The 24,571-nt window shown below is 71.8% G+C and carries 18 protein-coding genes; 9 read left to right on the top strand and 9 right to left on the bottom strand.

Annotation, left to right across the window (positions count from 1 at the left end):
- The first annotated feature begins 393 nt into the window (after positions 1–393).
- From EXW95_RS15295 to EXW95_RS15265, 7 genes are all read left to right on the top strand, one after another.
- Complete coding sequence (locus EXW95_RS15295; RefSeq protein ID WP_174368161.1) at positions 394–3,057, top strand: DUF11 domain-containing protein; 2,664 nt, start codon at positions 394–396, stop codon at positions 3,055–3,057.
- A 28-nt stretch (positions 3,058–3,085) separates the two neighbouring features.
- Complete coding sequence (locus tag EXW95_RS15290; RefSeq protein WP_174368160.1) at positions 3,086–4,576, top strand: DUF11 domain-containing protein; 1,491 nt, start codon at positions 3,086–3,088, stop codon at positions 4,574–4,576.
- Positions 4,573–9,120 carry a hypothetical protein gene (locus EXW95_RS15285; protein ID WP_174368159.1) on the top strand — a complete coding sequence of 1,516 codons (4,548 nt, stop codon included), beginning with the start codon at positions 4,573–4,575 and terminating at the stop codon, positions 9,118–9,120. Before EXW95_RS15290 ends, EXW95_RS15285 begins: the two co-directional genes overlap by 4 nt.
- Positions 9,121–9,128: 8 nt before the next feature.
- Positions 9,129–11,903 carry a DUF11 domain-containing protein gene (locus EXW95_RS15280; RefSeq protein WP_174368158.1) on the top strand — a complete coding sequence of 925 codons (2,775 nt, stop codon included), beginning with the start codon at positions 9,129–9,131 and terminating at the stop codon, positions 11,901–11,903.
- A 196-nt stretch (positions 11,904–12,099) separates the two neighbouring features.
- Entirely contained in the window at positions 12,100–13,095 is a 996-nt protein-coding gene (locus tag EXW95_RS15275; RefSeq protein ID WP_174368157.1) for an extracellular solute-binding protein, read from the top strand.
- 135 nt (positions 13,096–13,230) lie between these two features.
- On the top strand, positions 13,231–14,823 hold the full coding sequence (locus EXW95_RS15270) for an iron ABC transporter permease (protein WP_174368156.1): 1,593 nt from the start codon (positions 13,231–13,233) through the stop codon (positions 14,821–14,823).
- Positions 14,820–15,848: an ABC transporter ATP-binding protein gene (locus EXW95_RS15265; protein WP_174368155.1), complete on the top strand. Its 1,029-nt coding sequence runs from the start codon at positions 14,820–14,822 to the stop codon at positions 15,846–15,848. Before EXW95_RS15270 ends, EXW95_RS15265 begins: the two co-directional genes overlap by 4 nt.
- Before the next feature lie 34 nt (positions 15,849–15,882).
- On the opposite strand, the gene EXW95_RS15260 is transcribed toward EXW95_RS15265, so the two are convergent.
- The 3 genes from EXW95_RS15260 to thrS form a co-directional block, all read right to left on the bottom strand.
- The gene (locus tag EXW95_RS15260; protein ID WP_174368154.1) at positions 15,883–16,341 is read right to left on the bottom strand and encodes a response regulator; all 459 of its coding nucleotides are present in this window, start codon (positions 16,339–16,341) and stop codon (positions 15,883–15,885) included.
- 225 nt (positions 16,342–16,566) lie between these two features.
- The gene (locus EXW95_RS15255; protein ID WP_254605649.1) at positions 16,567–17,007 is read right to left on the bottom strand and encodes a response regulator; all 441 of its coding nucleotides are present in this window, start codon (positions 17,005–17,007) and stop codon (positions 16,567–16,569) included.
- A 175-nt stretch (positions 17,008–17,182) separates the two neighbouring features.
- Positions 17,183–19,132 carry a threonine--tRNA ligase gene (thrS, locus tag EXW95_RS15250; protein ID WP_174368153.1) on the bottom strand — a complete coding sequence of 650 codons (1,950 nt, stop codon included), beginning with the start codon at positions 19,130–19,132 and terminating at the stop codon, positions 17,183–17,185.
- 268 nt (positions 19,133–19,400) lie between these two features.
- Here thrS and EXW95_RS15245 point away from each other — a divergent pair, with 268 nt between their 5' ends.
- On the top strand, positions 19,401–20,255 hold the full coding sequence (locus tag EXW95_RS15245; protein WP_174368152.1) for a PH domain-containing protein: 855 nt from the start codon (positions 19,401–19,403) through the stop codon (positions 20,253–20,255).
- A 15-nt stretch (positions 20,256–20,270) separates the two neighbouring features.
- On the opposite strand, the gene EXW95_RS15240 is transcribed toward EXW95_RS15245, so the two are convergent.
- The 4 genes from EXW95_RS15240 to EXW95_RS15225 form a co-directional block, all read right to left on the bottom strand.
- Positions 20,271–20,822 (bottom strand): GNAT family N-acetyltransferase, encoded by a 552-nt coding sequence (locus EXW95_RS15240; protein WP_174368151.1) that lies wholly within the window; start codon positions 20,820–20,822, stop codon positions 20,271–20,273.
- The gene (locus EXW95_RS15235) at positions 20,819–21,310 is read right to left on the bottom strand and encodes a GNAT family N-acetyltransferase (protein ID WP_174368150.1); all 492 of its coding nucleotides are present in this window, start codon (positions 21,308–21,310) and stop codon (positions 20,819–20,821) included. The genes EXW95_RS15240 and EXW95_RS15235 overlap by 4 nt, the downstream gene beginning before the upstream one ends.
- A 107-nt stretch (positions 21,311–21,417) precedes the next feature.
- Entirely contained in the window at positions 21,418–21,825 is a 408-nt protein-coding gene (locus EXW95_RS15230) for a DUF805 domain-containing protein (RefSeq protein WP_174368149.1), read from the bottom strand.
- A gap of 76 nt (positions 21,826–21,901) precedes the next feature.
- A complete protein-coding gene (locus tag EXW95_RS15225; RefSeq protein ID WP_174368148.1) occupies positions 21,902–22,345 on the bottom strand; it encodes a DUF805 domain-containing protein in 444 nt (147 codons plus the stop codon).
- Between the two features lie 52 nt (positions 22,346–22,397).
- Here EXW95_RS15225 and EXW95_RS15220 point away from each other — a divergent pair, with 52 nt between their 5' ends.
- On the top strand, positions 22,398–23,435 hold the full coding sequence (locus tag EXW95_RS15220; protein WP_254605647.1) for a metallophosphoesterase: 1,038 nt from the start codon (positions 22,398–22,400) through the stop codon (positions 23,433–23,435).
- A gap of 69 nt (positions 23,436–23,504) precedes the next feature.
- Here EXW95_RS15220 and EXW95_RS15215 read toward each other — a convergent pair whose 3' ends face one another.
- Complete coding sequence (locus EXW95_RS15215) at positions 23,505–23,750, bottom strand: glutaredoxin family protein (protein WP_046844456.1); 246 nt, start codon at positions 23,748–23,750, stop codon at positions 23,505–23,507.
- Between the two features lie 142 nt (positions 23,751–23,892).
- On the bottom strand, positions 23,893–24,522 hold the full coding sequence (infC, locus tag EXW95_RS15210) for a translation initiation factor IF-3 (RefSeq protein WP_174368147.1): 630 nt from the start codon (positions 24,520–24,522) through the stop codon (positions 23,893–23,895).
- Positions 24,523–24,571 lie beyond the last annotated feature (49 nt).

Below are 24,571 nucleotides of genomic sequence, written 5' to 3'. Positions count from 1 at the left end.
CGGTCGGGGACGCAGCCGGGCACAGAGCGTAACGGACAGACCGGGCGCCCGCCACCGCAGATGACCGGGTGATCAATTCATGAAGGTGCGCCGCGCGTCGCTGTCAGAGTCTGACAGACCGGCCACGACCCGGCCCGCCCGGGCAGGCGACCACGCCACCCGCGCGCAGACCGCCCTCTGGCCGCGCCTGGAGCCGTCCCCGCCCGCGGCGCCCGCAGCGGCGTCCCCCGCCCGGCCCGCCCCCTTCATGAAACCCAGAGCGGACGGCAGGTGGGGGGCCTGTCAGGGGCCCTCCCGTACCTTCAACGCACCACTGGCAGACCCCTGACAGCTCCGGCAGGCCGCCTGCCCCACCCGAGCCCTCAGCCCTCACACTCCATCCGGAGGATCACCATGAAAGGAACGACCGCCCTTCTGACTGCCGCCCTCAGCCTGCTCAGCGCCGCCATGGCCGCCGGGACCACGCAGGGCACCTCCATCACGAACACCGCGACCCTGACCTACAAGGACGCGCTGAACCAGAACCGGACCGCCAGTTCCAACATCGTGACCGTCACCGTCCGTCAGGTGTACGTGACGACCGTCACGCCCGACGCCGCCGAGGGCAGCATTCCCGCCGGGCGGCAGCTGAGCACCTACGTGGGCGGCACCCGCCAGTACCCGTACACCCTGACCAACGGCGGCAACGGCCCGGACAGCTTCACGCTGAGCTTCACGCAGTCCGGCGCGGACGACTTCAACCCTGGCCTGACGGTGTACCGCGACCTGGACGGCGACGGGAACTTCACCGACGAGGTCACCTCGCCCATTAGCCTCGCGGCGGACGCCAGCGTGAACCTGATGGTCAGGGCCACCGTCCCCAGCGGCCCGCAGGTCGGGAACACCGGCGTCTTCGCGCTGGTCGCCACATCCACCGGGGACACCAGCGTCACCGACACCAACAACTACGCGCAGCTGACCGTCTCCGCCGACGGCCTGCTGGGGGTCACGAACACCGTCTCGCCCGGCGGGACCGCCGTGCCCGGCGCGACCCTGACGTACACCGTGACCGGCACCGTCGCCAGCGGCAACCCGGTCGGCGCGGTCAACAACGTCGTCACCGTGGACGGCGCCCCCCGCAGCGGCGTGCTGATCACCGACACGCTGAGCAACCTGAACTTCACGGCCCTGAGCAGCGTCAGCGCCACGAACGGCGCGGCGACCGCGCTGTACTCCACCGACGCGGGCAGCACCTGGACCGCCACGAACCCCGGCAGCGGCGTGAACGCCGTGGCCATCCTGGTCGAGGGCAGCGGCAGCTTCCTGCTGGCCGGGAACACCGTGCAGCTGGTGTACACCGCGCAGGTGCCCGCCACCGCCCTGGCGGGCAGCACCGTGGGCGGCAGCGCGGCCGCGCGGTTCGACGGGAACGGCGACGCCGCCACGAACGAACTGCCCGAGACCACCACACCCGTCGCGGTGAGCACCACGGTCGCCACCGTGACCGGCGGGGCGGTCGGCCCCAGCGCCTTCCCGCAGGCCGGCGCGACCGGCACGTACACGCTGGGCGGCGTGACCATCAACCGTAGCGGCGACACGCAGGCGACCCAGACGGACATCGTCGCGGGCACCCGCGTGACCTTCCGGCAGACGCTACGCAACACCGGCAACGCCAGCAACGACTTCACGCTGGCCGTCAGCGGCGCCCCGAGCGGCTGGACCTGCACCGTGAACACCATCGACGGGTCCGACACGCTGGGCACCCTGACCAACCCCGTCACGGTCGCCGCGCTGACCGACTACGCCTTCGCGGTGTCGTGCACGGTGCCCTTCAGCGCCGCCGGCAGCACGAATGTCGCCCTGACCGTCACCGCCACCCCCGCAGGCGGCAGCGCCGACACGACCACCAGCACCGTCACGGCCGTCACCGCCGCCGGACTGCCGCAGCTGGGCAACGGGGACGGCAGCGACGCCACGGCGCCCACCAGCACGAACGTCACGGTGGGCGGCAACCCGGGCGAAAACGCCCTGTTCCGCCTGGAACTCCTGAACGGCGGACCCGTGGACGAGGCCTTCACCCTGAGCGGCCCGGCGGGCACCGTGTTCTACCTGGACCTGGACGGCGACGGCGTGATTGACCCGGGCGAGCCGACGGTCACGACCACCGCCGCCCTGACGCCCGGCCAGAGCGTCAACCTGATCGCGGCCGTGCCGGTCGCGGCGGGCAGCGCCACCGGCACCAGCCCAGCGGTGTTCACCGCAACCAGCACCCTGGACGCGACCCGCACGAGCAGCGTCACGGACACGCTGCGCGTGAACGCCGTCGCGAGCGGCACGTTCACGGCGGACAGTTCGCTCAGCACCATCGCGGGCGGGACGGTCACGCACGCGCACACCCTGACGAACACCGGGAACGGCGCGGCCGACTACGCCGCCGGGCCGCTGCCCACCACGGGCGGGTTCGCGTACGCCTTCTCGACCAGTGCCGCCGGGCCCTTCACGAGCACGCTGGGCGGCACGCTGGCGGCCGGGGCGTCCACCCCGGTGTACGTGCGGGTCACGGCGCCCGCGCTGGCCAGCGGCGCCACGGACAGCCAGACGAGGACGGTGCCGGTCACGCTGACCATGCAGGACGCCCCGCAGCCCGCCGTGACGCTCAGCGTGCAGGACACCACCGGCGTGCAGAGCGTCGTGGGCACCGTGAACAAGAGCGCGCTGCTGTGCGCGGACGCCACCTGCGCGGCCACCAGCGCCATCACGGACGGGAAGGTCAGCCCCGGCGACATCGTGCAGTACACCCTGCAGGTCGTGAACAGCGGCACCAGCACCCTGTACGGCGCGCTGCTGAGCGACACGCGCCCCACGAGCACCACCTTCGTGAAACTGACCGGCGGGGCCAGCGTCCTGTTCAGCACCGACGGCGGCGCCACCTGGACCGCCACGGCGCCCACCGCGCTGTCTGGCAGCAACGACTTCCTGGCGGGCCTGGACACCAACGGCGACAGCGTGATCGACGACCTGGACACCCTCGCGCCGGGCGCCGGGTTCACCGTCACGTTCGTCGTCCGGATCAACTGAGCGCCGGGCCCTTACCGGGAGTTCCCTCATGCCCCGACCGAGCCTGCTGCCCCTGACCCTGAGCGCGTTGCTGAGCGGCGCGGCGGCCCTCAGCATCCCGAACACCGCCTCCCTGTCCGCGCGGGGCGTGCGCGTGAACTCGAACACCGTCGACCTGACGCGCGTGGCGCCCTGCGATCCGCGCGTCACGCCGGACGGCAGCGCCGCGCAGCCCGCCCGGACCCTGGACCTCGCCACGCCCGGCAGCCTGCTCATCCCGTACCAGCTGACGCAGGCGGGCGACGTGCCGGGCCCGGTCCGGCTGACCGTCACCCTGAGCGGCGCCCCGGACGGCGCGCGCGCCCAGGTGCAGACGCCGGGCGGCGAGCCGCTGGACAGCGTGACCCTCGCGCCGGGCGAGACCCGCCGCGTGAACGTGGCGCTGCTCGCCCCGCAGGGCGCGCAGGGGGAACTGGACGTGAACCTCGCCGCGCAGTGCGGCGCGAGCAGCGACCCGCTGAACGTCACGCGCGTGCGGCTCTCCCCGCAGGTGAACCTGCTGCTGACCCACACCGTCACGCCCGCCCGCAGCGAGGTGGGCCGCACGGTGCCGTTCACGCTGCGCCTGCCGAACCCGGCCGCGCGGGCCATCACGCCCGAACTGACGGTCACGCTGCCCGCCGGGCTGAGCTTCGTGCCGGGCAGCGCCCGCAGCGGCGACCGGCCCGTGCCCGCCACGAGCGGCGCGGACGGCCGCGTGACCTTCACGCCCGGCCCGCTGGAGCCCGGCGCGACCCTGAGCGTCACGTACGACGCGCTGGTCACCCCGCAGGCCCTGCCGGACCCCGGCACGGAACGCAACCTGCAGGTGCCCGCCACGGCCCGCGCCCCCTACGCCGGGCAGACCCTGGTCGCTCCGGAGGCCCGCGCGGCCCTGATCGTGGCGCCCGGCGTGTTCGACCGGCGCGCCACCGTGATCGGCGAGGTGTTCCTCGACGCGAACGGCAACGGCCGCCGCGACCCGGACGACAGCCCGCTGGCCGGAGCACGCGTGCTGCTCGCCAACGGCCGCCAGATCCTGACCGACGAGCAGGGCCGCTACGCGCTGCGTGACCTGACGCCCGGCCCGTGGCTGCTGCGCCTGGACCCCGCCACCGCGCCCTTTGAGCCGGTGCCGGGGCTGGGCGCGCGCCTGGTGGACGTCTTCGCGCTGACCCGCGTGGACTTCGCGCTGCGCCTGCCGGACGCGCAGCCCACCCCGGCAGGGACGCCAGACGCGCCGCGCGACACGACCGTGCGCAGCGGCCCGGTGGTCGTCACGCGCCGCGTGACCGCGCAGCCCGGCGGGGCGAACCTGATCACGCTGGAACTCAGCAGCGCCCGGCCGGTCGCGGACGTGACCGTCACCGACCGCGCCGGGCCGGACGACGCGCCGCGCAGCTTCCGCGTGACGCTGCTGTCGGGCCCCGTCACCTTCTCGTACCTGACCCTCACGCCGGCCGGACCGAACGATCCGGACGTGCTCTGGAGAGAACCATGACCACATCACTGCGCACGCGGCCCCTGCTGGGGGCGCTGCTGCTGGGCGCGCTGCTGGGTTCGGCGCAGGCGGCGCCAGTGGCGCTGCGCGCCGCCCTGAGCGGCGAGGACGCCCCGGCCGTGCCCGCCACCGTGACCCTGCTGGGCGCGCGGGGTGAACAGACCGTCACGCTGCCCGAGGGCGGCGCGGTGCTGGACCTGCCGCCCGGCGAGTTCCGCGTGACCGTCGCGGGCGGCGCGACGCTGCTCACGCCGTCGTTCACGGTCACCGAGCGCGGCGCGGACGTGACGCTGCGCGTGCAGCCGGACGTGACGGTCCGCGCGCAGCTGCCCGCCACGGCCGCGCCCGGCGAGACCGTCACGGCCCGCGTCACGCTGAGCAGCGCGTACGGCGCGCCGCTGACCCTCACGCCGGACCTGTCCCTGAGTCCGGGGCTGCTGCTGCTGCGCCGCGTGAACCTCACGCGGACGCTCGCGCCGGGGCAGACCGTGACGCTGGAGGTCCCGCTGCTGGTGGGCGCCGCCGAGGACCTGGGCCTGAGCGTGAACATCCGCGGCCTGAGCGCCCGCGCCGACGCGACCCTGCTGGTCCGCGTGCCCGCCCGCGCGCAGGTGGACCTGGACGACCCGGAAGCGCCGGGCGAGGCCGAGGACACCGCCGCGGCAGCCGGCACCGGCGTGCGCCGCCTGACCGTGCGGAACGTGGGCGGCGAGGACGGCGTGTTTCCCGTGCAGGTGCAGGCGCAGGGCGTGCGGGACGCGCGGGTGCTGCGCGGCGGGCAGCCGCTGGGCGGCGCGACCCTGAGCGTGGCGGCCGGGCAGGAGGTCCGGCTGGACGTGGCGGGCGAGGCGACCGGGCCGGGCGCGCAGCTGACCGTCACGGTGGGCGGCGTGGCCACGCGCGTGCCGCTGACCGCGCCGGACGCGCCGCTGCTGGGCACCCTGAGCGTCACGCCGGCCGATCCGCTGCCGGGCGAGACGGTGACCGTCACGCTGCACCTGGACAACCGCGGCGGCGCCCCGGTCAGCGGGCCGCTGCGCGTGCAGGCGCCGGCGTGGCTGACCTTGGACGGCCCGTCCGGGGACAGCGTCACGGTCCCCGAGGGCACCTCGGAGCTGAGCTGGACGGCCCGCGTGCCCTTCGGTCCGGCCGACCGGGCGCTGGTCAGCGTGGAGGGCGGCGGGCCGCTCGCGGCGCTGCGGGACGCCCGGACGGTCACGCGGCAGCTGCTGACCGTGCAGGTCGGGGTGGACCCGGACGTCGCCGTGGCCGGATCGGACGGGCTGCTGCCGCTGCTGGTGCGCAACCCGACCGGGCGGCCCGTCACGGTGCGCCTGCAGGTGGACGCCCAGGCGCCCGCCGACAGCGGCCCTGCCGCCGAACTGGACCTGGAGCCCCACGCGGCGGCTGTCACGAACGTCAGCGTGCAGAGCCTGGAGGCCGGGACGGCCAGCGTGACGGTCACGCCCCTGATCGCGGGGGTGGTGGCGGGCGCGCCGCAGCCGGGCGGGGTGACCTTCGCGGCCGTCACGCAGGCGCAGCGGCGCAGCACGCTGCGGCTGCCGTTCGACATCCGGGGCCTGACGACCGGGAGCGTCCTGGCGGCGCACCTCCCGCCCGAGGGCGCGCGGTTCGTGCCGGGCAGCGCCGCGCTGCTGGGCGCGCGCCGCGTGGCGCTGCCCGACCCGCGTGTGGGGGACGACGGGCGCCTGCACTGGACGCTGCCGGAGGGCGTCCGCCAGGGCGCGCTGGTGTACGACGTGCTGCACAGTGACGCGCTGGACGCGCCTCAGCCGCTGGACCTGACCGCGCGGGTCGGGGAGCGGGACCTGCCGCTGGCCGGGCAGCTGCGCAGCGAGGACGCCGCGCGCGCCGCGCCGCTGCAGGTCAGTGAACGCGACGGGCTGATCCGCTTCCCGCGTGACGGCACGGTGCTGCCCGACGGGGGCCGCAGCGACGTGACGCTGGAAGGTCCGGCCGGGGTGCCGGTGCGCCTGACCGTGAACGGCGAGGAGGTCCCGGACGAGCGGATCGGCGAGGCGGGCCGCGCCTTCGACCGCGAGCGGCGCGTGTACGTGGGGCTGCCCATGCAGGTGGGCGTGAACGTGATCGAGGTCAGTTACGGCGCGCTGAGTGACCGCGTGCAGGTGTTCGTGCCGGGCGCCGCCACGCAACTGGACCTGAGCCTGGAGGGCGGCACGGTCGCGGACGGCAGCCGCCCGGTGGCGCTGCTGGTCCGCAGTCTGGACGCGCAGGGCCGCCCGTCCGGCGAGGGGCTGGTGACGCTGAGCACCAGCCTGGAACCGCTGGATCCCGACGCGGATCCCGGCGCGCCCGGCTATCAGGTGAACCTGCGCGGCGGGGTGGCGCGCGTGCGGCTCGAGGCGGTGTCCAGCGCGCAGACCCTGGAGGCCGAGGCGCTGCTGGGGCAGCTGCGGGCCCGCGCGGCGTTGTTCGTGCCGGTCCCGCAGCTCTCGAGCGCGTCGTACCAGGCGAGCGCCGGACTGACGTACTCGGCGCGCGGCGGCCTGCGCGCGCAGCTGAGCGCGCGCGGGTACGCGGAGGTTCCCGCGTGGCAGGGGCAGCTGCAGGTCGCGGCGGACACCGGGCAGCTGCCCGGCGTGGACAGCGTGGCGACCGCCGAGCGCCGCTACGCGCTGACCGGCAGCGGCACCGAGGCCCGCAGCGCGCTGAGCAGCGACCTGGGCTTCGCGTTCCGGTTCGAGCGGCAGGAACTGAGCGCCGGGTACTACGCCGGGCCGCTGAACCTGCCGGGCCTGAGTGGCCTGCCGACCGCGAGTGCGCTGCGCGTCACGACGCGGGAGCGGGGCGTGAGCCTGTTCGCGGTGGCGGCGCGCCTGCCGGGCGGGACGGTCACGGACACCTTCGAGCCGGACGGTGGGCGCCGCTTCACGCTGCGCGCCCAGCCGCTGGCGGGAACGGAACGGGTGGTGCTGCGCGGCGCGGCCGATCAGGTGCTCACGGCGGGCCGGGACTACACGCTGGACCCGGTGACGGGCGACCTGACGCTCGCGCGCACCCCATCGCTGTTCGGTCCGAACTTCGAGCGGCAGACGCTGGTGGTCACGTACGCCCCGGTGGGCGAGGCCGGCGTGCGGCTGGGGGCCGGGGTGGGCGCCAGCGTGCAGCGCGGCGGGTGGACGCTGGGCGGGTCGGTGGCGGTGCTGGGGACGCAGCCGGCGTTCGGGGTGCAGGCGCGGTACGTGCGGCCCGGCACGGAGTTCGGCGTGGCGTTCACGCGCGGTCCGGACAGCCCGGAGGGTCGCCTGAGCGTGGCGGGCAGCGTGCAGCGGGGGCCGCTGAGCGGCGCGCTGAGCGTGGGGGGCAGCGGGGACCTGCGGGTGACGCTGGCGGGCGCGGCGGAACTCGCGTACCGGCCCGGTCCGTTCGGCGTGAAGCTGTCGGGCCGGGTGCAGGGCGGGACGCTGTGGACGGCCGCGCAGGGCGAGTGGCGGCCCGCGCAGGGCGTGACCCTGTCGGCCGGGCCGGAGGTCCGCTGGGGCGCGCAGGGAACGGCGCTGAACGCGCTGCTGGGCGTGTCGGTGACGCGGGGGAACGTGTCGGCGGACCTGACGCACGCGCAGCCGCTGCTGGGCGGGGACGATCCGCTGACGCGACTGGGCGTGTCGTACGCGTTGAGTGCCACGACGGCCGTGACGGCGCGCGTGCAGCGCGGCGGGCCGGACGGCGCGCTCAGCGGCGAGGTGGGCGTCAGTCAGAAGCTGGGGAGCAGCAACCTGAACGTCACGTACCAGCTGCCCGGTGTGAGTGGCCAGAGCAGCCGCGCGCGGTTCGGGGTGAACACGCCGCTGGTGTTCAGCCCGAACCTGAGCGCCACGCTCAGCGCGTCGCTGCTGCGGGACCTGGAGCGTGGCGTGAACACGGCCGGGGCGGGGTTCACCGTGAACTACCGCCGCGCGGGCCTGAGCGGCACGCTGGGCGTGGACGGCACGCGCGGCGAGGGCGGCGCGCGCGTGACGGTGCGGGGCGGCCTGAGCGGCACCGTGAAGTCGCACGTGCTCAGCGTGGACGGCAGCCTTCAGGTGCTGCCCGAGCTGGGCGGGCAGGTGAACGTCAGTCACGCGTGGCGTTCGGACCGCGTGGCGCTGCTGCAGTACCACCGATTCAGCAGCCTGGGGGCCGACCCGACCCTGGAGGGCGAGGTCGCGCTGAACGTCGACGTGCCGCCCGCCAGGGGCCGCCTGGGCCTCACGCTGCAGCCGTCGGTGGCGTACCAGCTGCCCACGCGGCGCCGCGAGGACCTGACGGGTCAGCTGGGCCTGAGCGTCACGGTGCCGCTGGACGGGCGGTTCAGCGTGGGCGTCAGCGGGTTCCTGATCGGCCAGCCGGGCCGGGAGCAGTACGCGGCGACGCTGGGCGCGGACGTGCGCGTGCGGGTCAACGAGAACCTGCGCGTGGTGGGGGGTTACACCCTGAACGTGGCGGGGGCGGATCTGGCGGGCCTGACGCCCGGGGCGGGCGGCGGCTTCTTCGTGCGCGCGGACCTGTTCGGAGGGCGATGATGCGGGGTATGGACGGACTCCTGAACGGAAGGCAGAGGTGGTGGCGGGCCCTGCTGCTGCTGGCGGCGCTGCTGGGGGCGCTGCTGGGCGCGGCGCGGGCCGGGTCGTGCGCGGCCGTGGCGTGCGTGAGTGCCGGGCCTCGTCTGGTGAGCGTGAATTCCTCGCAGAGCGCGATTCTCAATCCGCTGATCGGGGGGCTGCTGGGCGGGAACGTCACCCTGAGCGTGCTGGACTGGAACGCGGTGGCCGCCACGGACCTGCGTCTGGGGCTGTTCCTGGACGCGCTGCGGGTGCAGGCGGGCGTGGCGACGGTGGATGAGGCCCTGACGACCGGCGTGAGCGTCGCGGGCGTCCTGGAGGCCGCGGCGGTGGCCGCCGAGGCGGACGGGAACACGGTCGGGGCGGGGGCGCTGCGGGCCCTGAAGGCGCAGGTGGCGGGCTTGAGCGGCACGGTCGCGCTGGGGGACCTGCTGAAACTGAACTTCCCCAGCGGGGCGTTCGCGGACGCGCGGATCAACGCGCTGAATCTCGTGACGGGCGGCGCGCAGCTGTTCAACCAGCGCAACGCGGTCACGACCGGCAGCACCCCGGTGACGCTCAGCGGGTTCAGCGTGAACCTCGCGGGGCTGGGCCTGGGGGTGGGCACCGCCACGCCGACCGTGCAGCTGTTCGTGCAGGTGGTCGAACCGCCGGTGTACGTATGCGGCGAGCAGGGCAGCACGTTCCACACGGCGGCGGTGCGCGTGAAGCTGAACGTGAACCTGAACGGCCTGACCGTGAACGTGCTGGGCCTGCCAGGTGCCACCATCGCCCTGACGAACCTGAATCTGTACCTGGAGGTCGCGCGGGCCACCGGCTCGCTGGACCTCGTGAACGCCGTGTCGCAGGCGCTGACCCTGAAGGCCACGCCGGGCCTGGCGCGGCTGGGCCTGGGGCAGATCAGTGACGCCGTGTTCTTCGACCGGGGGCGCACGGCGGCCATGACGCTGCCCGCGTACGCGAAGATCGGCGAGGTCACCGCCAATCTGGGGCTGGTGCTGGGGACCGTGAACCTGGATGTCGAGGCCCGCAGTCTGGCGGACGGCACGTACCCGCTGAGCAGCGTGAGCGCGGCGCCGCCGTACCCGCAGGCGGTGACGGTGGGCAGTTCCAGCGCCGCGATTCCCACGCTGGTGGGGACGCTCGTCACGAACCTCGACGTGCGCCTGACGCCCGCGCCCCTCCAGGCGGTGCTGGACGTCCTGCTGGCCCCGGTGGAGACGACGGTGGGCACGGTGCTGCAACCGACGCTGGTGGCGGTGATGCAGGCCAGCGTGGATCAGGTGCTGCGCCTGCTGGGCATCGGCATCGGCGAGGCGGTGTTCACCGTGAACAGCGTCTCGAACGGGTGCCGCGTGACCGCGCGCATCTACCGCGACGCGGAACCGGACGGCATGCCCGGCGCGGCCGAGACCTGGGACGGGCCGGGCACGCGGGTGAATCTCGTGTCGGGCGCCAGTGCGCGGCAGTCGGTGCCGGTCCCGGCGGGGGCGGGCACGGCCCAGCTGGGCGTTCCGGAGGGCACGCACACCCTGATCGTCGCGGGCGGCGCGGCGGGCGTGGCGGCGCAGGCGCCGGCCGGGTGGGTGTTCGTGAATCCGGTGGGGGGCAGCGTGACCCTGACGGTGGCGGCGGGGACAGCCAGCGTCACGGATCCCACCTTCGGGCTGTTCGAGGGTGACCGCGTGGACGGCACGCTGTTCCGCGACGACGGGTTCGGGGGCGGCGCGGCGCACGACGCGGCGGCGCAGCCGTCCGAGCCGCGCGTGGTGGGCCGCAGCGTGACCGTGACCGGCAGCGGCGGCTCGCGCAGCGCGACCACCGCCGCGGACGGGTCGTTCACGCTGTTCGTGCCCGGAGGCTGGACGGGCGTCACGCTGGACTTCATGGGTGCCGAGACCGTCACGGGCGTCCGGGTGGATGGCGCGGCGACCCTGGCGACCGACGCGCTGGGCAGCGGGGTGCGGCCCGCGACCCTGCCGGTCCCGGCGGGCGCGGCGCGCGTGGTGACGCTGGGCGTCACGGGCCGCCCGGCACTGAGTCCGGACCGGTCCGGGCGCAGCATCGCGCCGGGCACGCTGCGGTACCTGCACACCCTGAATCCGGGGTCGGTGGGCACGCTGAGCTTCACGAAGACCGGCGCGTTCGGGCGGGCGTTCTACCTGGACAGCGACTGTGACGGTGTGGTGGGGGCTGCCGAGCGCACGCCCGTGACGACCGTGACGGTCGGGGACAGCTGGCCGCGCGCGGCGGACGGCACCCTGCGAAGCTGCGCGCTGGAGGTCGAGGTGAGCGTCCCCGTGAACGCCGCCTCCGGCACGGCCGAGGCGGCCACCGTGACGGCGCAGCTGGCCTGGGCGGGCAGCGCGGTGACGGACAGCGCCGCCGTGACGGACACGACGACGGTCAGTCCGCCTGCGGCGATCACGAAGACGGTGGAGAACCTCACGGGCGCGCCGGGCGTGGTGGGCACGGCGGCGCTGGCGCGTCCGGGCGACCGGCTGCGCTACTGCCTGAACGTCACGAATCCCGCGCCGGACGGCGTGACGGACCTGACGGTCAGTGACACGCTGACGGGGGCGGCCGGGTACGAGCCGGGCAGCCTGACGCTGGACGGGGTCGCCCTGACCGACGCGGCCGACACGGACGCCGGGAGCGTGAGTGGCCGGACGGTCACGGTGACGCTGGCGACCCTGACGGCCGGGCAGACCCGGCAGGTGTGTTTCGAGGTGACGGTCCCCTGACCCCGGGGGGCATAGGCGGCTCGCAGCCGACCGGTCGAGCCCCGCACCTTGCGCAGCAGAGGCGTTCCGGGCGTGGTCCCGGTGCCTGCGCTGCGCGGGGTGCGGCCCGCTTCATGCAGGTGCGGGGGCTGTGGGGCGGGTGGGTCAGGACATTCGTCTCATCATTAATCCAAGCGGTTTACTTAGGATTAAGGGGATGAAACGCACCCTGCTCGCCGTCACCGCCCTGCTGCTCACCGGCACCAGCCTCGCGCAAACCAAGACCCTGACCGTGTACTCCGGCCGCGCCAAGACCTTCGTGGACCCGGTCGTGCAGCAGTTCGAACGACAGACCGGCATCAAGGTCAACGTCCGCTACGGCACCGACGCGCAGCTCGTCGCCGCCATCCGCGAGGAAGGCAGCCGCAGCCCCGCCGACGTCTACTGGGGCAACTCGGTGGGCGCACTGGGCGAACTGGCCGAGGAAGGCAAGTTCACGAAACTGGGCGCGGCCCTGACCCGCAACGTCAGTGACGACTACCTGCCCGACAGCCGCACCTGGCTGCCCACCACCGTCCGCTTCCGCACCCTGGCCTACAACACGGGCAAGATCAAGCCGGATCAGCTGCCCGACTCGATCATGGACCTCCCCAAGATGACCAGCCTGAAGGGCCGCATCGGCTGGACGGTCAGCTACCCCAGCTTCCAGGACTTCCTGGGCGTCATGATCGCGCAGCAGGGCGAGCAGAAGACCCGCGCCTGGATCGAGGGCATGAAGGCCCTGCAGCCCAAGGACTACAAGACCAGCAACGTCGGCATGCTCGAGGCGATGCGCGCCGGTGAGATCGACGTCGCGCTGACCAACCACTACTACATCCAGCGCGTGAACCGCCTGAGCTACCCGATCGACACGTACTTCTTCAAGAACGGCGACATCGGCAACCTGGGCAACGCCACGGGCGCGGGCATCCTGAAGACCAGCAAGAACCAGGCCAGCGCCGCGCGTTTCCTGAGCGCCCTGGTCGCCAAGGACGCGCAGACGTTCTTCCTGAGCGTGAACTTCGAGTACCCCGTGATCGGCAACATCCTGCAGCCCACGACCATGCTGCCCTACGCGGACGTGATCAAGCGCAGCCCCAAGGTGGATCCCACCGTCATGCCGAAGAACATCGAGAAGGCGCAGAAGCTCCTGCGTGACGCCGGACTGCTGTAAGCCCCCTCCCCAGAAGGCCGCCGCCCCGCTTGGCAGGGGTGGCGGCCTTTTCATGCTCCGGGGACACCCGACCTAAAACCCGAGTAATCCGCTCTGCTATCGTGACGGTGCTGCCCGCGTGGGCACACCCCACCCATGACCCGACGACGCCCCCCCCTCGCCCTGCTGCTGCCCGCCCTGCTGACCGTGGCGGGCGTCCTGCTGCCCCTGGTGTACCTGCTGATCCGCGCGCTGGGCGCCGAGGGAACCGAACTGCGCGAGATCGTGTTCCGCACCCGCAACCTGGAACTGCTCACCAACACCCTCCTCCTGACGGTCAGCACGCTGGTCACGACCACGCTGGTCGCGCTGCCGCTCGCGTACCTCGCGGCGCGCACCGACCTGCGCCCCCGCCGCGCGCTGATGCTCGCCGGCGTGCTGCCCCTGGCGATTCCCGGCTACGTGGGCGCGTACGCCATGATCGCCGCCAGCGGCCCCGGCGGCACCATCGAGGCGCTGACCGGCCTCAACTGGCCCGGCCCCAGCGGCTTTACGGGCGCGCTGGGCATCCTGACGCTGTTCACGTTCCCGTACCTGTTCCTGAACCTGCACGCCGCGCTGCGCGCCCAGGACCCCGCCCTGGAGGACGCCGCGCGCCTGCTGGGCCGCACGCCGGCGCAGACGTTCCGCGAGGTGACCCTCCCGTACCTGCGCCCCGCGTGGCTGTCCGGCGCGCTGCTGATCGCCCTGCACGTCCTGGGGGACTTCAGCGTGGTCAGCCTGATGCGCTACCCCACCTTCAGCGCCGCGATCTACCAGCAGTACACTGCCGCGTACGACCGGGTGTACTCCGCGTGGCTGGCGCTGGGCCTGCTGCTCGTGACCGGCGCGGCCCTGCTCCTGGAGGCGCGACTGATGCGCGGCCTGCACCTCGCGCGGGTCAGTCCCGGCGGGGCGCGCGAGGTCCGCACCACCCGCCTGGGCCGCGCCCGGCCGCTGGCCTGGGCGTTCGTGGCGGCCCTGACCGGCGCGGCGCTGATCGTCCCGCTGGGCACCATCGCGTACTGGCTGCGCCTGGAAACGAACCCCTTCGCGTGGGCCAGCCTGTGGGACGCCCTGAAGAGCGCGCTGGGCGCCGCCGCCATCGCCGCCGTGACCACCACCGCGCTGGCGTTCCCGCTGGCGTACATCGGCAGCCGCGCGCAGGGGAGGCTGGCGCGCTTCACGGAACGCGCCGCGTACCTCGGGTACGCCACGCCCCCGCTGGCGTTCGCACTGGCGCTGGTGTTCTTCAGCCTGAAAGTCGCCCCGCCGCTGTACCAGACGTTCCCCCTGCTGATCCTCGCGTACACCCTGCACTTCGTCGCCGAGGCCGTCGGCCCGATCCGCACCAGCCTGAACACCGCCACGCCCCGCCTGGAGGAAGCCGCGCGGCTCCTCGGGCAGACCAGCCGGGGCGCGCTGGCCCGCGTCACGCTCCCGCTGATCCGCCCCGGGCTGCTCGTCAGCGCCGCGTTCGTGTTCCTGAGCGTCCTGAAGGAACTCCCGCTGACGCTGCTGCTCGCCCCCATCGGCTTCGAGACGCTGGCCCGCAACGTCTGGGCGTACACCGAGGAAGCGCAGTACGCCGCCGCCGCCCCCTACGCCCTGGCCCTGGCCCTGAGCGGCGCGGTCCTGACCCTGCTGATCCTGCGCCGCGAACGCCGGCCCGCCCCCAGACCACCCCGCCCCCCCAAGGAACAGGCATGACCCCGATCCTCCAGCTCGACCACCTCAGCAAACGCTACGCCCCCGGCCACCCGCCGGTCGTGAACGACCTGAACCTCAGCGTCAGCGCCGGGGAACTCCTGACGCTGCTGGGCCCCTCCGGCTGCGGCAAGACCACCACCCTGCGCCTCATCGCGGGCCTCGAACAGCCTGACAGCGGCGACGTCCTCATCGGGGGGCGCAACGTCACCACCCCCTTCGCACCCCCTGAACGGCGCGGCGTGGGCCTCGTCTTCCAGGACTACGCCCTGTTCCCGCACCTGAGCGTCCTGGGGAACGTCCTGTTCGGCCTCTCGCACCTGCCGCGCGCCCAGCGCCTCCCGCGCGCCCGCGAGACCCTGGCGCTGGTCGGCCTGACCGTCTTCGAGAGCCGCCGCCCGCACGAACTCAGCGGCGGACAGCAGCAGCGCGTCGCGCTGGCCCGCGCACTCGCGCCGCGCCCCGACCTGCTCCTGCTGGACGAACCGTTCAGCAACCTCGACGCGCAACTCAGGCACGCCACCCGCCAGGAGATCCGCAGCATCCTGCGCGCCGCCGGAACCACCGCCATCCTCGTCACGCACGACCAGGAAGAGGCACTGGCATTCAGCGACCGCATCGTCCTGATGCGCGCCGGACAGGCCGAGCAGATCGGCACCCCGCACGACGTGTACACGCAGCCCCGCACCGCGTTCGTCGCGAACTTCCTGGGCCGCAGCAACCTGCTCTCAGGTACCGCCGACCGCCTCATGGCCCGCACCGCGCTGGGCATCATCCCCCTGCAGGAGGCCCGCAGCGGCCCGGTCCTCGTCAGCGTCCGCCCCGAACACCTGCGCTTCACCGACGACCCCGCCGCGCCCGAGGTGACCATCCAGGCCCGCGAGTTCAAGGGCCACGACGTCACCTACACCGTCACGTTGGACGGCAGCCGGCAGGAACTCCTCGTGCACGCCCACAGCGACGACCTGCGTGCCGAAGGCAGCCGCGCGCGCCTGAGCGTCACCCAGCCCGCCCGACCCGTCCGGTAGACCCCACCCCACCCGCACCGCGCCGTGACGCGGATCAGGCGCCGTACCCCCGTGACACCGGGAACTTCACATCCGACCAGTGCCGCACGAAACGACCCATCTGGTCCGCGAACTCACCGAACGCCTTCGCCTTGACCAGGTAGCCCGTCGTCATCAGGTCGTAGGCCTGCCGTACATCACGTTCATCGGCGGACGTGCTGAGCATCACGACCGGCAGGCGATACAGCGCCGCGCTGTCCCGCACGGCCCGCAGCACCTCCAGCCCACCCATGCCCGGCATGCGGATATCCAGCAGCAGCACGTCCGGCAGCGCGCAGCGGTCCGCCTGTTCATCCAGCCACTGCAGCGCCGTCCGGCCGTCATGCACCGCCAGCACCGACACCGGTCGCCCCTGCGCGGCCACCGCCTCCTGCACGAGTTCGCAGTCGGCGACGTTGTCATCCACGAGCAGCACGCACAGCCTCCCGGACGTCCAGTCCACTTCAGGCCTCATGGCGTTCAGCGTGCCGGGCGGAACCCGAACGGACCGTACCCCCCCTGACACTTCACCGGTCCCGCGACGTCAGCCCCGCAGGCGTCCGGATCATACGGATTCCGTTTGTTTCGTTGACAACCCGGAACGACACCGGGTTGCCAACTCCACGCCCGGAACCCGGTTCTCTCCTGCTCGCTCCGCTCGGGTTGAAAGATTTTGCAAACCTTTCAACCCAAGTCCGTATCAGTTCAGCGCGCGAACCTTCACGTCCAGCCAGTACTGCACCAGTTCCGTCACCTGCCGCTCAAATCCCTGAAAATCCATGGCCTTCACGAGGTACGCACTCATGTGCAGTTCCAGACCGCGCTGCCGGTCCTCCGGCGCGCCGGACGTCGTCAGGAACACCACCGGCATCCGTGCCAGCGCCGGGTCCTCGCGGATCGCCCGCAGCACCTCGAAACCGTTCATGCCCGGCATCTGGATGTCCAGCAGCACCACGTCCGGCAACTCGGCCTGCGCCGCACGTGCCCGCAACCGCGCCAGCCCCTCCTGACCACTGGACACGATCTCGACCTGCACCGGCCGCGCCTGGACCATGACCGCCTCACGGACCAGTTCCTGATCCTCCGGACTGTCATCGATCAGCAGAACCGACAGGTACACCCGACTGGACGGCATGGTCATCCACCCAGCGTGACACGCCCCACCACCCCGGTCCACCCCCCGAACAACCCCACCGCACGCGACGACAGTGCCAAGAGACGACAGTGCCACGCAACGCGAGAAGCCAGGGGATGACCCCCCTGGCTTCTTCACGCTGTTGGCCGGACCCCAGGACAGCCCGGAGTGCGGCGGGTGTTCAGGCGCGGTTGCGGTAGCGGCCCAGCAGTTCGCCCTTCAGGTCGTCGAAGGCCACGCCCTTGCGTTCCTTGTGCCCTTCGGGGGTGCGTTCGCGGACGCTGACCTCGCGGCCTTCCTGCTCCTTGTCGCCGACGATGAGCATGACGGGGATCTTGCTCAGTTCGGCGGTGCGGACCTTGGCGTTCATGCGGTTTGACGAGTCGTCGACTTCGGCGCGCAGCCCTGCCTGGTGCAGTTCGTCGCGCAGCGCCCAGGCGTAGTCGTTGTGGCGGTCGGCGATGGGAATGATCATGACCTGGCGGGGGGCGAGCCACAGGGGGAAGTCCCCGGCGTAGTGTTCGATGAGGATGCCGGTGAAGCGTTCGATGCTGCCGAACGGCGCGCGGTGGATCATGATCGGGCGGTGGTCCTGGCCGTCCTCGCCGACGTAGCTGATGTCGAAGCGTTCGGGGAGGTTGTAGTCCACCTGAATGGTGCCGAGCTGCCACTCGCGGCCCAGGACGTCCTTCACGACAAAGTCGAGTTTGGGGCCGTAGAAGGCGGCGTCGCCGGGTTCGATGGTGTAGGGCAGGCCGACTTCCTCGACCGCCTCGATGATCTGCCGCTCCGCGAGGGTCCAGTTGGCCTCGTCACCGACGTACTTGTCGCTTTCCGGGTCGCGGGTGCCGACGCGGAAACGGACCTCGTTCATGCCGAAGGTCTTCAGCACGAGGACCGTCAGGTCGAGGACGTCCAGGAATTCCTTTTTCAGCTGGTCGGGGCGGACGAACAGGTGCGCGTCGTCCTGCGTGAAGCCGCGCACGCGGGTCAGGCCGTTCAGTTCGCCGCTCTGCTCGTAGCGGTACACCGTGCCGAACTCCGCGAGTCGGACCGGCAGGTCACGGTAGGAGCGGGGTTTGCTGGCGTAGATGCGCACGTGGTGCGGGCAGTTCATGGGTTTGAGCATGTACTCCTCGTCGTCCACCTCGATGGGGCGGAACTGACCGTCGGAGTACTTCTCGTAGTGCCCGCTCGTGCGGTACAGGTCGAGGTTGCCGATGTTGGGCGTGATGACACCCTGGTAGCCACGCTGGAACTGCTGTTCCTTCATGAAGCTGGTCAGTTCCTCGCGCAGGACCGTGCCGTTCGGGAGCCACAGCGGCAGGCCCTTGCCGACCAGCGGGTCGATGGTGAAGAGTTCCAGTTCGCGGCCCAGTTTGCGGTGGTCGCGCCTCTTGGCTTCCTCCAATTGGTGCAGGTACGCGTCGAGTTCCTTCTGCGTGGCGAACGCGACGCCGTACACGCGCTGGAGGATCGGGTTCTTCTCGTTCCCGCGCCAGTACGCGCCACTGGTGCTCATGAGCTTGAACGCGCCGGGCAGCTTGCCGGTGTTCGGGAAGTGCGGCCCGCGGCACAGGTCCGTGTAGTCACCCTGCGTGTAGAACGTGATGGGCTCGTCCTCGGGCAGGCCCGCGATGAGTTCCTGCTTGTACGGGTCGTGCGGGAACTGCGCGAGGCCCTCGGCCCGGCTGATCTCGCGCCGCGTGAAGTCCAGGCCGCGCGCGATGATGTCCCGCATGATCTTCTCGATCTCCGGGAGGTCCTCTTCCTTCAGGGGTTCGGGCAGGTCGAAGTCCTGGTACCAGCCGTTCTCGATGCTGGGGCCCACGCCGCGCTTGATGGCGTCCGCGCCGTAGCCCTTGCCCCTGTAGTACTCGCCGACCGCCTGGCTCATGACGTGCCCCAGCGAGTGCCGGAACAGCGGCGCGGCGTCCGCCGGGTTCTTCTTCGTGATCAGGGTGATGTTCGCCCCGTCGGGCAGGGGCGTCATCAGGTCGACCAGTTCGCCGTTCGCGGTGGCGGCCAGGGCGTCCTGCGCGAGGCGCGGGCCGATGGCAGCCGCCGCGTCGAGGGCCGTGGCGCCAGCGTGCAGTTCGAGTTGTTTACCGTCAGGAAGGATTACGTGCATGTCGACCTCTGTGTGCGGGCTGAGCGCGCCTAGGCGTTCAGCCATGAGAAACCCGGTCTGGCCACCGTTCCAGCAGAACGCCTGAAAACCTTGAAGGGGTTCTCAGGCGCTCAGAGTTCGCGTGATCAGACCGGGTGCAGGCATTCGGTTCAGCCCTGCGCCACGCATCACCAGACCGGAGTGACGGGCGAGAGGCTTCATGCAGGCAGGATACCGCCCAGGAGCACGCAGCGGCAACCGAAGCCTCGCGCGGCGCGTACTGAACAGCATGACACCGCTCCCCGTTCGGGTCGAGGAAATGCCGCGCTGGTGGCCCGCCGCGCGCCTGCTGCTGCTCCTTCCCCTGCTGATCCTGCCAGCCCTGCTGCTGCTCCCGCCCGTGTTGAAGCTGCCGGTGTACTCCGTGCAGGGCGGGACCCTCACGGCTCGGTCGCTGGGCGCCCGGGTCGTCATTCCGCCCGGTACGCCCGTCCAGTCGCGGGCCGTGACGCTGCGCGGCAAGATCATCGGCAGCGCCCTGCCGGGGTACACCGTCGGCCTGTTTCGCACGCTTGCCGGTCGCGCCCAGGTGTTCAGCGACGGTTCCGAGGGACGCGCGGCGCTGGTGTTCGCCACCCGGCCACCCACCGTTCTGACGCCCGCCGACCCGCAGGCGCTGCGACGCGCCTGGCAGGCCGGAGAGAACGCCACCTTCCGGCCCGCCCGACCGGCCAGGCCCGACTGGACACTGCTGCTCCTGCTGCCACTCGTCCCCATCGCTGTTCTCCTGCTTGCCCGGCCGCGCCTGACCTACCGGCTGGACGGTGACACCCTGACCGTCCGGACCACCGCGACCACCCTGCGATTCCCCCGGCACGACACCCGCGCCACTCTAACGCACACCCCCCTGGGCGCGCGGCTGTTCGGCACCGCCACACCCGGTTACTACACCGGCACGTTCATCAGCCGCGCCGGAACCGGCGGGAAGATCCAGGCCGCAGCGGGCGCCGCACGCCCGGATCAGGCCGTGATCCTCACCCACCACGACCGGGAGTACTACCTGACGCCCAGCGACCCGCAGGCGCTGATCGACTGGTTCAGGTCCGGCACTATCCCCCAGGTTGGCCGCCCGGCTGGGAGTTGATCTGGTCCTGTCCACTCACCACGGCATGCCGCGCAGATTCACTCTCTCCCCTACCGGCCAGTCCCCCAGGCCCGCTTGCACAGGCAGGATCATGGTGGGACCATGGTCCGTCACCCACCGGTCCTCGTCCGGGTCGAGGTAGTGCACGGGGTTCGGAACGCGCACGAAGCCGCTCCGCTCGTAGAACGGCACGACCTCCTCCCGGCACTGCAGGAACGCGAAGTCCACCTCCGGCTGCGTGTGCAGGAAGGCACGCAGCTCCCGCAGAAGGCGGAGGCCCACGCCCCGGCGCTGGAACGCGGGGTGCGTGGCGACCCCACCGACGCCCACCAGCGTGACCTCGCGCCCGCCGACCTCCGCGACGCGCCGCCCGCAGCCCAGTTGCGCGGCTGGCACGCCCGCCGGGTCAGCCAGCCACAGGTGCCACTCGGGTTCGCTGCCCCAGTACGACGTGCCCGCCCAGAAGTCCGCGAACTGCGGGTACGCCGCGATCAGCAGGGACCGCAACCCGGCCTCCAGTTCCGGCGGCAGGTCCGCGCGGGGTGTGACGTGCGGGGTCAGGGTCACGAGCCCCGCTCCGGGTGCGGCTGGCGGGTCGTTCGCTCACTGAAGTCCACCTCGAAGAATCGGTAGCCCTCCTGCAACTCGGCGCCCGGCGTGTACCCCATGCGCTCGTAGGCGGGCGTTGCCTCGCGCAGGTTGGCGGAGCAGAACAGGTAGCGCGCGCCCCGCGACTGTGCCCACGCCTCCATGCCAAGCATCAACGTCCGGCCCACGCCCTGACCCCGAGCCTCAGGTGCCGTGTACAGGTCGTGCAGTTTCGCCGTGCGGCGACTGTTCCCGGAGCGGAGGTGCGGCCCGTCGTCCTGCGCCGCCGCGTACCCCAGCAGCAACCCGTCCCGGAAGGCGCCCAGCACCACCCACTCCGGATGCACGCAGAACGCCGGGAAGCGCGCCGCCAGTTCGGCTTCGTCTTCCACGAAACCCATGTCGAGCAGCATCGGCCGGACCTGGGGAAAGTCGGACGGGGTGACCGGTCGCACAGTGAGAGGCACGCCCCCCAGTCTGCCCGCCCGACCCCCGGCGCGCCTGCGCCAACTGGCAGATGCACGGGCATGAGAAGACCGCCCCACCGGACGGCAGGGCGGTCAGTCATGCAGCGTTACCAGTTCTGCGCGGGAACGGGCGTGCGTCCAGCAGGGGCCTTCGGGTTCGGTCCCCACTTGTTGCTTCCTGCTTGTCCGTCGGTCGCCATGAAGATGATCAGGGCGATCCAGCCGAGGAACGGAATCAGGCCAAGCAGGATCCACCAGCCGGAGCGTCCCGTGTCGTGCAGGCGACGGACGCTGACCGCGAGGTGCGGAATCAGCATCGCCAGGGCGAACAGGCCGGAGAACACGCCGACGTCGTTGAGGGTGTTGCCGGTGCTCAGGCCAAGTGCGTTGTCCAGCACGGTGAGGATGATGTTGACGATGCCGTAGGCGACCGTGAACATCCAGTATTCGCGGCGGCGGGCGCGACCGGTGAACTGCGCGTACTTTTTGGTGACGACTTCAATGACCTCGTTCATGAGATCAGATTAAACAAAAGATGAACGCCCCGCTGCCTCACTTGCGGCAGGTCAGGGCGTTCACCCGGCGGGTGGGTTACCAGTTCTGCGCGGGGGCGGGAGCGCCGTCGGTCACGCCTTTGGGGTTGGGTCCCCACTTGTTGCTGCCGGGTTTGCTGTCGAGCACGCACAGCACGAGGACGACGATGCTCAGGCCGATGAAGCTCAGCAGGTACAGCCAGCCGCTGAAGCCCGCGTCGTGCAGGCGGCGGACGGTGACGGCGAGACTGGGAACGAAGGTGGCAAGGGCGTAGATCGTGTAGATCAGGCCGAAGATCAGGGTGGTGCCGGTCAGGGCGGCGCTGGGGTCGGTGCCCGCGTCGGTCTGCATGCCCAGGCTCGTCACGACGCCGAAGAGCGGGATAGCCAGCACGAAGGTGATGATGCCGTTGATCAGCATGAACATCCAGTATTCGCGGCGGCGGGCGCGGCCCTGGAAGTTGGCGTAGTTGTTGCGGATGACGTTCAGGTATTCGTTCATGGTTCCCCCTGGGGTTATTGCGTGAGAACAGTCTAAGCGGCACATTGAGCCCATGTTGCCGAAGATGTGGAGGGGTGCCCTGGCGGTGCTGTTGGGGGTCACACTGGGATCATGCGCGCCAGCCCTGACGGAACCGGTCGTCGTCCCGGACATTCGGGCGTCACTGCCCGCCCTGCCGACGGAGCGGCTGCGGGTGCTGGTCATGGGTGATCAGGGCACGGGAACCGAGGTGCAGCGGCGCGTGGCGGCGGCCATGCGGGAGGTGTGCGCGCGGGAGGGTTGTGACCTGGGCGTTGCGCTGGGCGACAATTTCTATCCGGCTGGGCCGAAGGACGTGAATTCGCCGCTGTTCCGGGAGCGGTTCGCGGACGTGTACGGCCCGCTGGGTGTCCCGTTTCTGGTGGTACCGGGCAACCATGACGAGTCGTGGCTGGTGGGTGGCGACGGGGCCGATGCGCGTGGCGCGGACGTGCAGGTGGCGTACTCGCGCGTGAACTCGCAGTGGGTGATGCCCGCCCGGAGTTACCGCGCGCCGGTGGGGCCCCTGGCGGAGTTCTTCGGGGTGGACACCGCGCCACTGGCGGCGTACCTGCCGGGCCTGCGGCCCTCAGAGCGGCCCGGTGGGGCGTGGGATCAGGCGCAGCGGGCGTGGCTGTCGGGCGCGGTGCGGGGCAGCGGGGCGCGCTGGCGGCTGGTGCTGGGGCATCACCCGCTGTTCAGTAACGGGAAGCACGGGAACGCCGGGGCGTATGACCGGTTCCCGTTCGAGTTCCAGAAGGGCGGCGCGGTGCGGGACCTGTACGGGTCGGTGTGCGGCGCGGCGGACCTGATCCTGAGCGGGCACGTACACGCGCTGGAGGTCTTCGCGCCGCAGCCGGAGTGTCCGGGCACGTGGACGGCGGTGTCCGGCGCGGCGGGCGAGGTGGGGGGCAGCCCTGCGGGCTCGCGTGCGGCGGCGTTCGCGGCCTTCGGTCAGCCGGGCTTCCTGCGCCTGGACCTCACGCCCACCGAGCTGATCGTCACGGCATACACGGTCGCGGCGGACGGCACGGTCACGGCCCGCGAAGCCGCACGGCTCAAGAAGGGGTGAAGGTCAAAAGTTGATGGTTGATGGAGGACACACCTCCATCAACCATCAACTTTCTACGCTCGACGTCTCTTACAGTCCGGCCTGGGCGAGGAACGCGTCGAGTTTCTGGGGGCGGAAGCCGCTGAGGCTGGCGGCGGTGTCGCCGTGCACGAGGGTGGGCACGCTGCGTTTGCCGCCGTTGACGCTCATGACGTACTGGGCGGCACTGTCGTCCTGCTCGATGTTGATTTCCTCGAACGCGAGGCCCTTGCTGGTCAGGGCGCGTTTGGCGGCGTGGCAGTCGGGGCACCAGGTGGTGGTGTACATCTTGATCATGGGGTTCCTCCGGGTGGGCGACGCCCACGAACCTCAGTTTACTATTTAAAGCATTCTGGAGGGTGGTCGCGTCCACAAACGCGGACCACCCGGGCAACAGGAACGCCCGCCCCAGCCGGGACGGGCGCTTTCAGGTCAGGGCTTACGCGCCGGCGTTCGCCACGGGCTCGCTGGGGGCGGGCTCGGCAGCGGGAGCGCCGGTGGCGGGGGTGCTGGGGGCGTCCTCGGCGGCGCGTTCCTTCTTCGCGGGCTTCTCGGCGCGGGGGGTCATGATCATGTTCATGTCCATGCCCATCATGCTCGGGGTACCTTCGGGAGCGCCGATGTCCGCCAGGGACTCCGCGACGCGCACCAGGATGCGCTCGCCGAGTTCCGGGTGGGTGCGTTCACGACCGCGGAACATGATGGTGACCTTAACCTTGTGGCCTTCTTCCAGGAAGCGGCGCACGTGCCCGGTCTTGGTGTTGAAGTCGTGGTCGTCGATCTTGACGCGGAACTTGATCGCCTTGACTTCCTGGGCGCGGGCGCGCTTGCGGTTTTCCTTCTCGTTCTGCTGCTGCTCGTAGCGGAACCGGCCATAGTCGAGCAGGCGGCAGACGGGGGGGACGGCCTGCGGGCTGACCATCACGAGGTCCATCCCGGCCTCGCGGGCCATGTTCATGGCGTCGCGAGTGTCAATAATGCCCACCTGCTCGCCTTCGGCGCCGATCAGTCGGATCTGGCGCACGCGGATCTGCTCGTTGACCTTGTGTTCTTTCGCTATGTTCATCACCTCCGCCGCGCTCCGGGGCACGCTGGCTTCCCGGGCGGCTGCGCCCACC

It is taken from the genome of Deinococcus sp. JMULE3 (assembly GCF_013337115.1).
GTDB lineage: Bacteria > Deinococcota > Deinococci > Deinococcales > Deinococcaceae > Deinococcus.
Note: the sequence above shows the minus strand (reverse complement) of the source record. Positions and strands in the feature narration are given on the sequence as shown.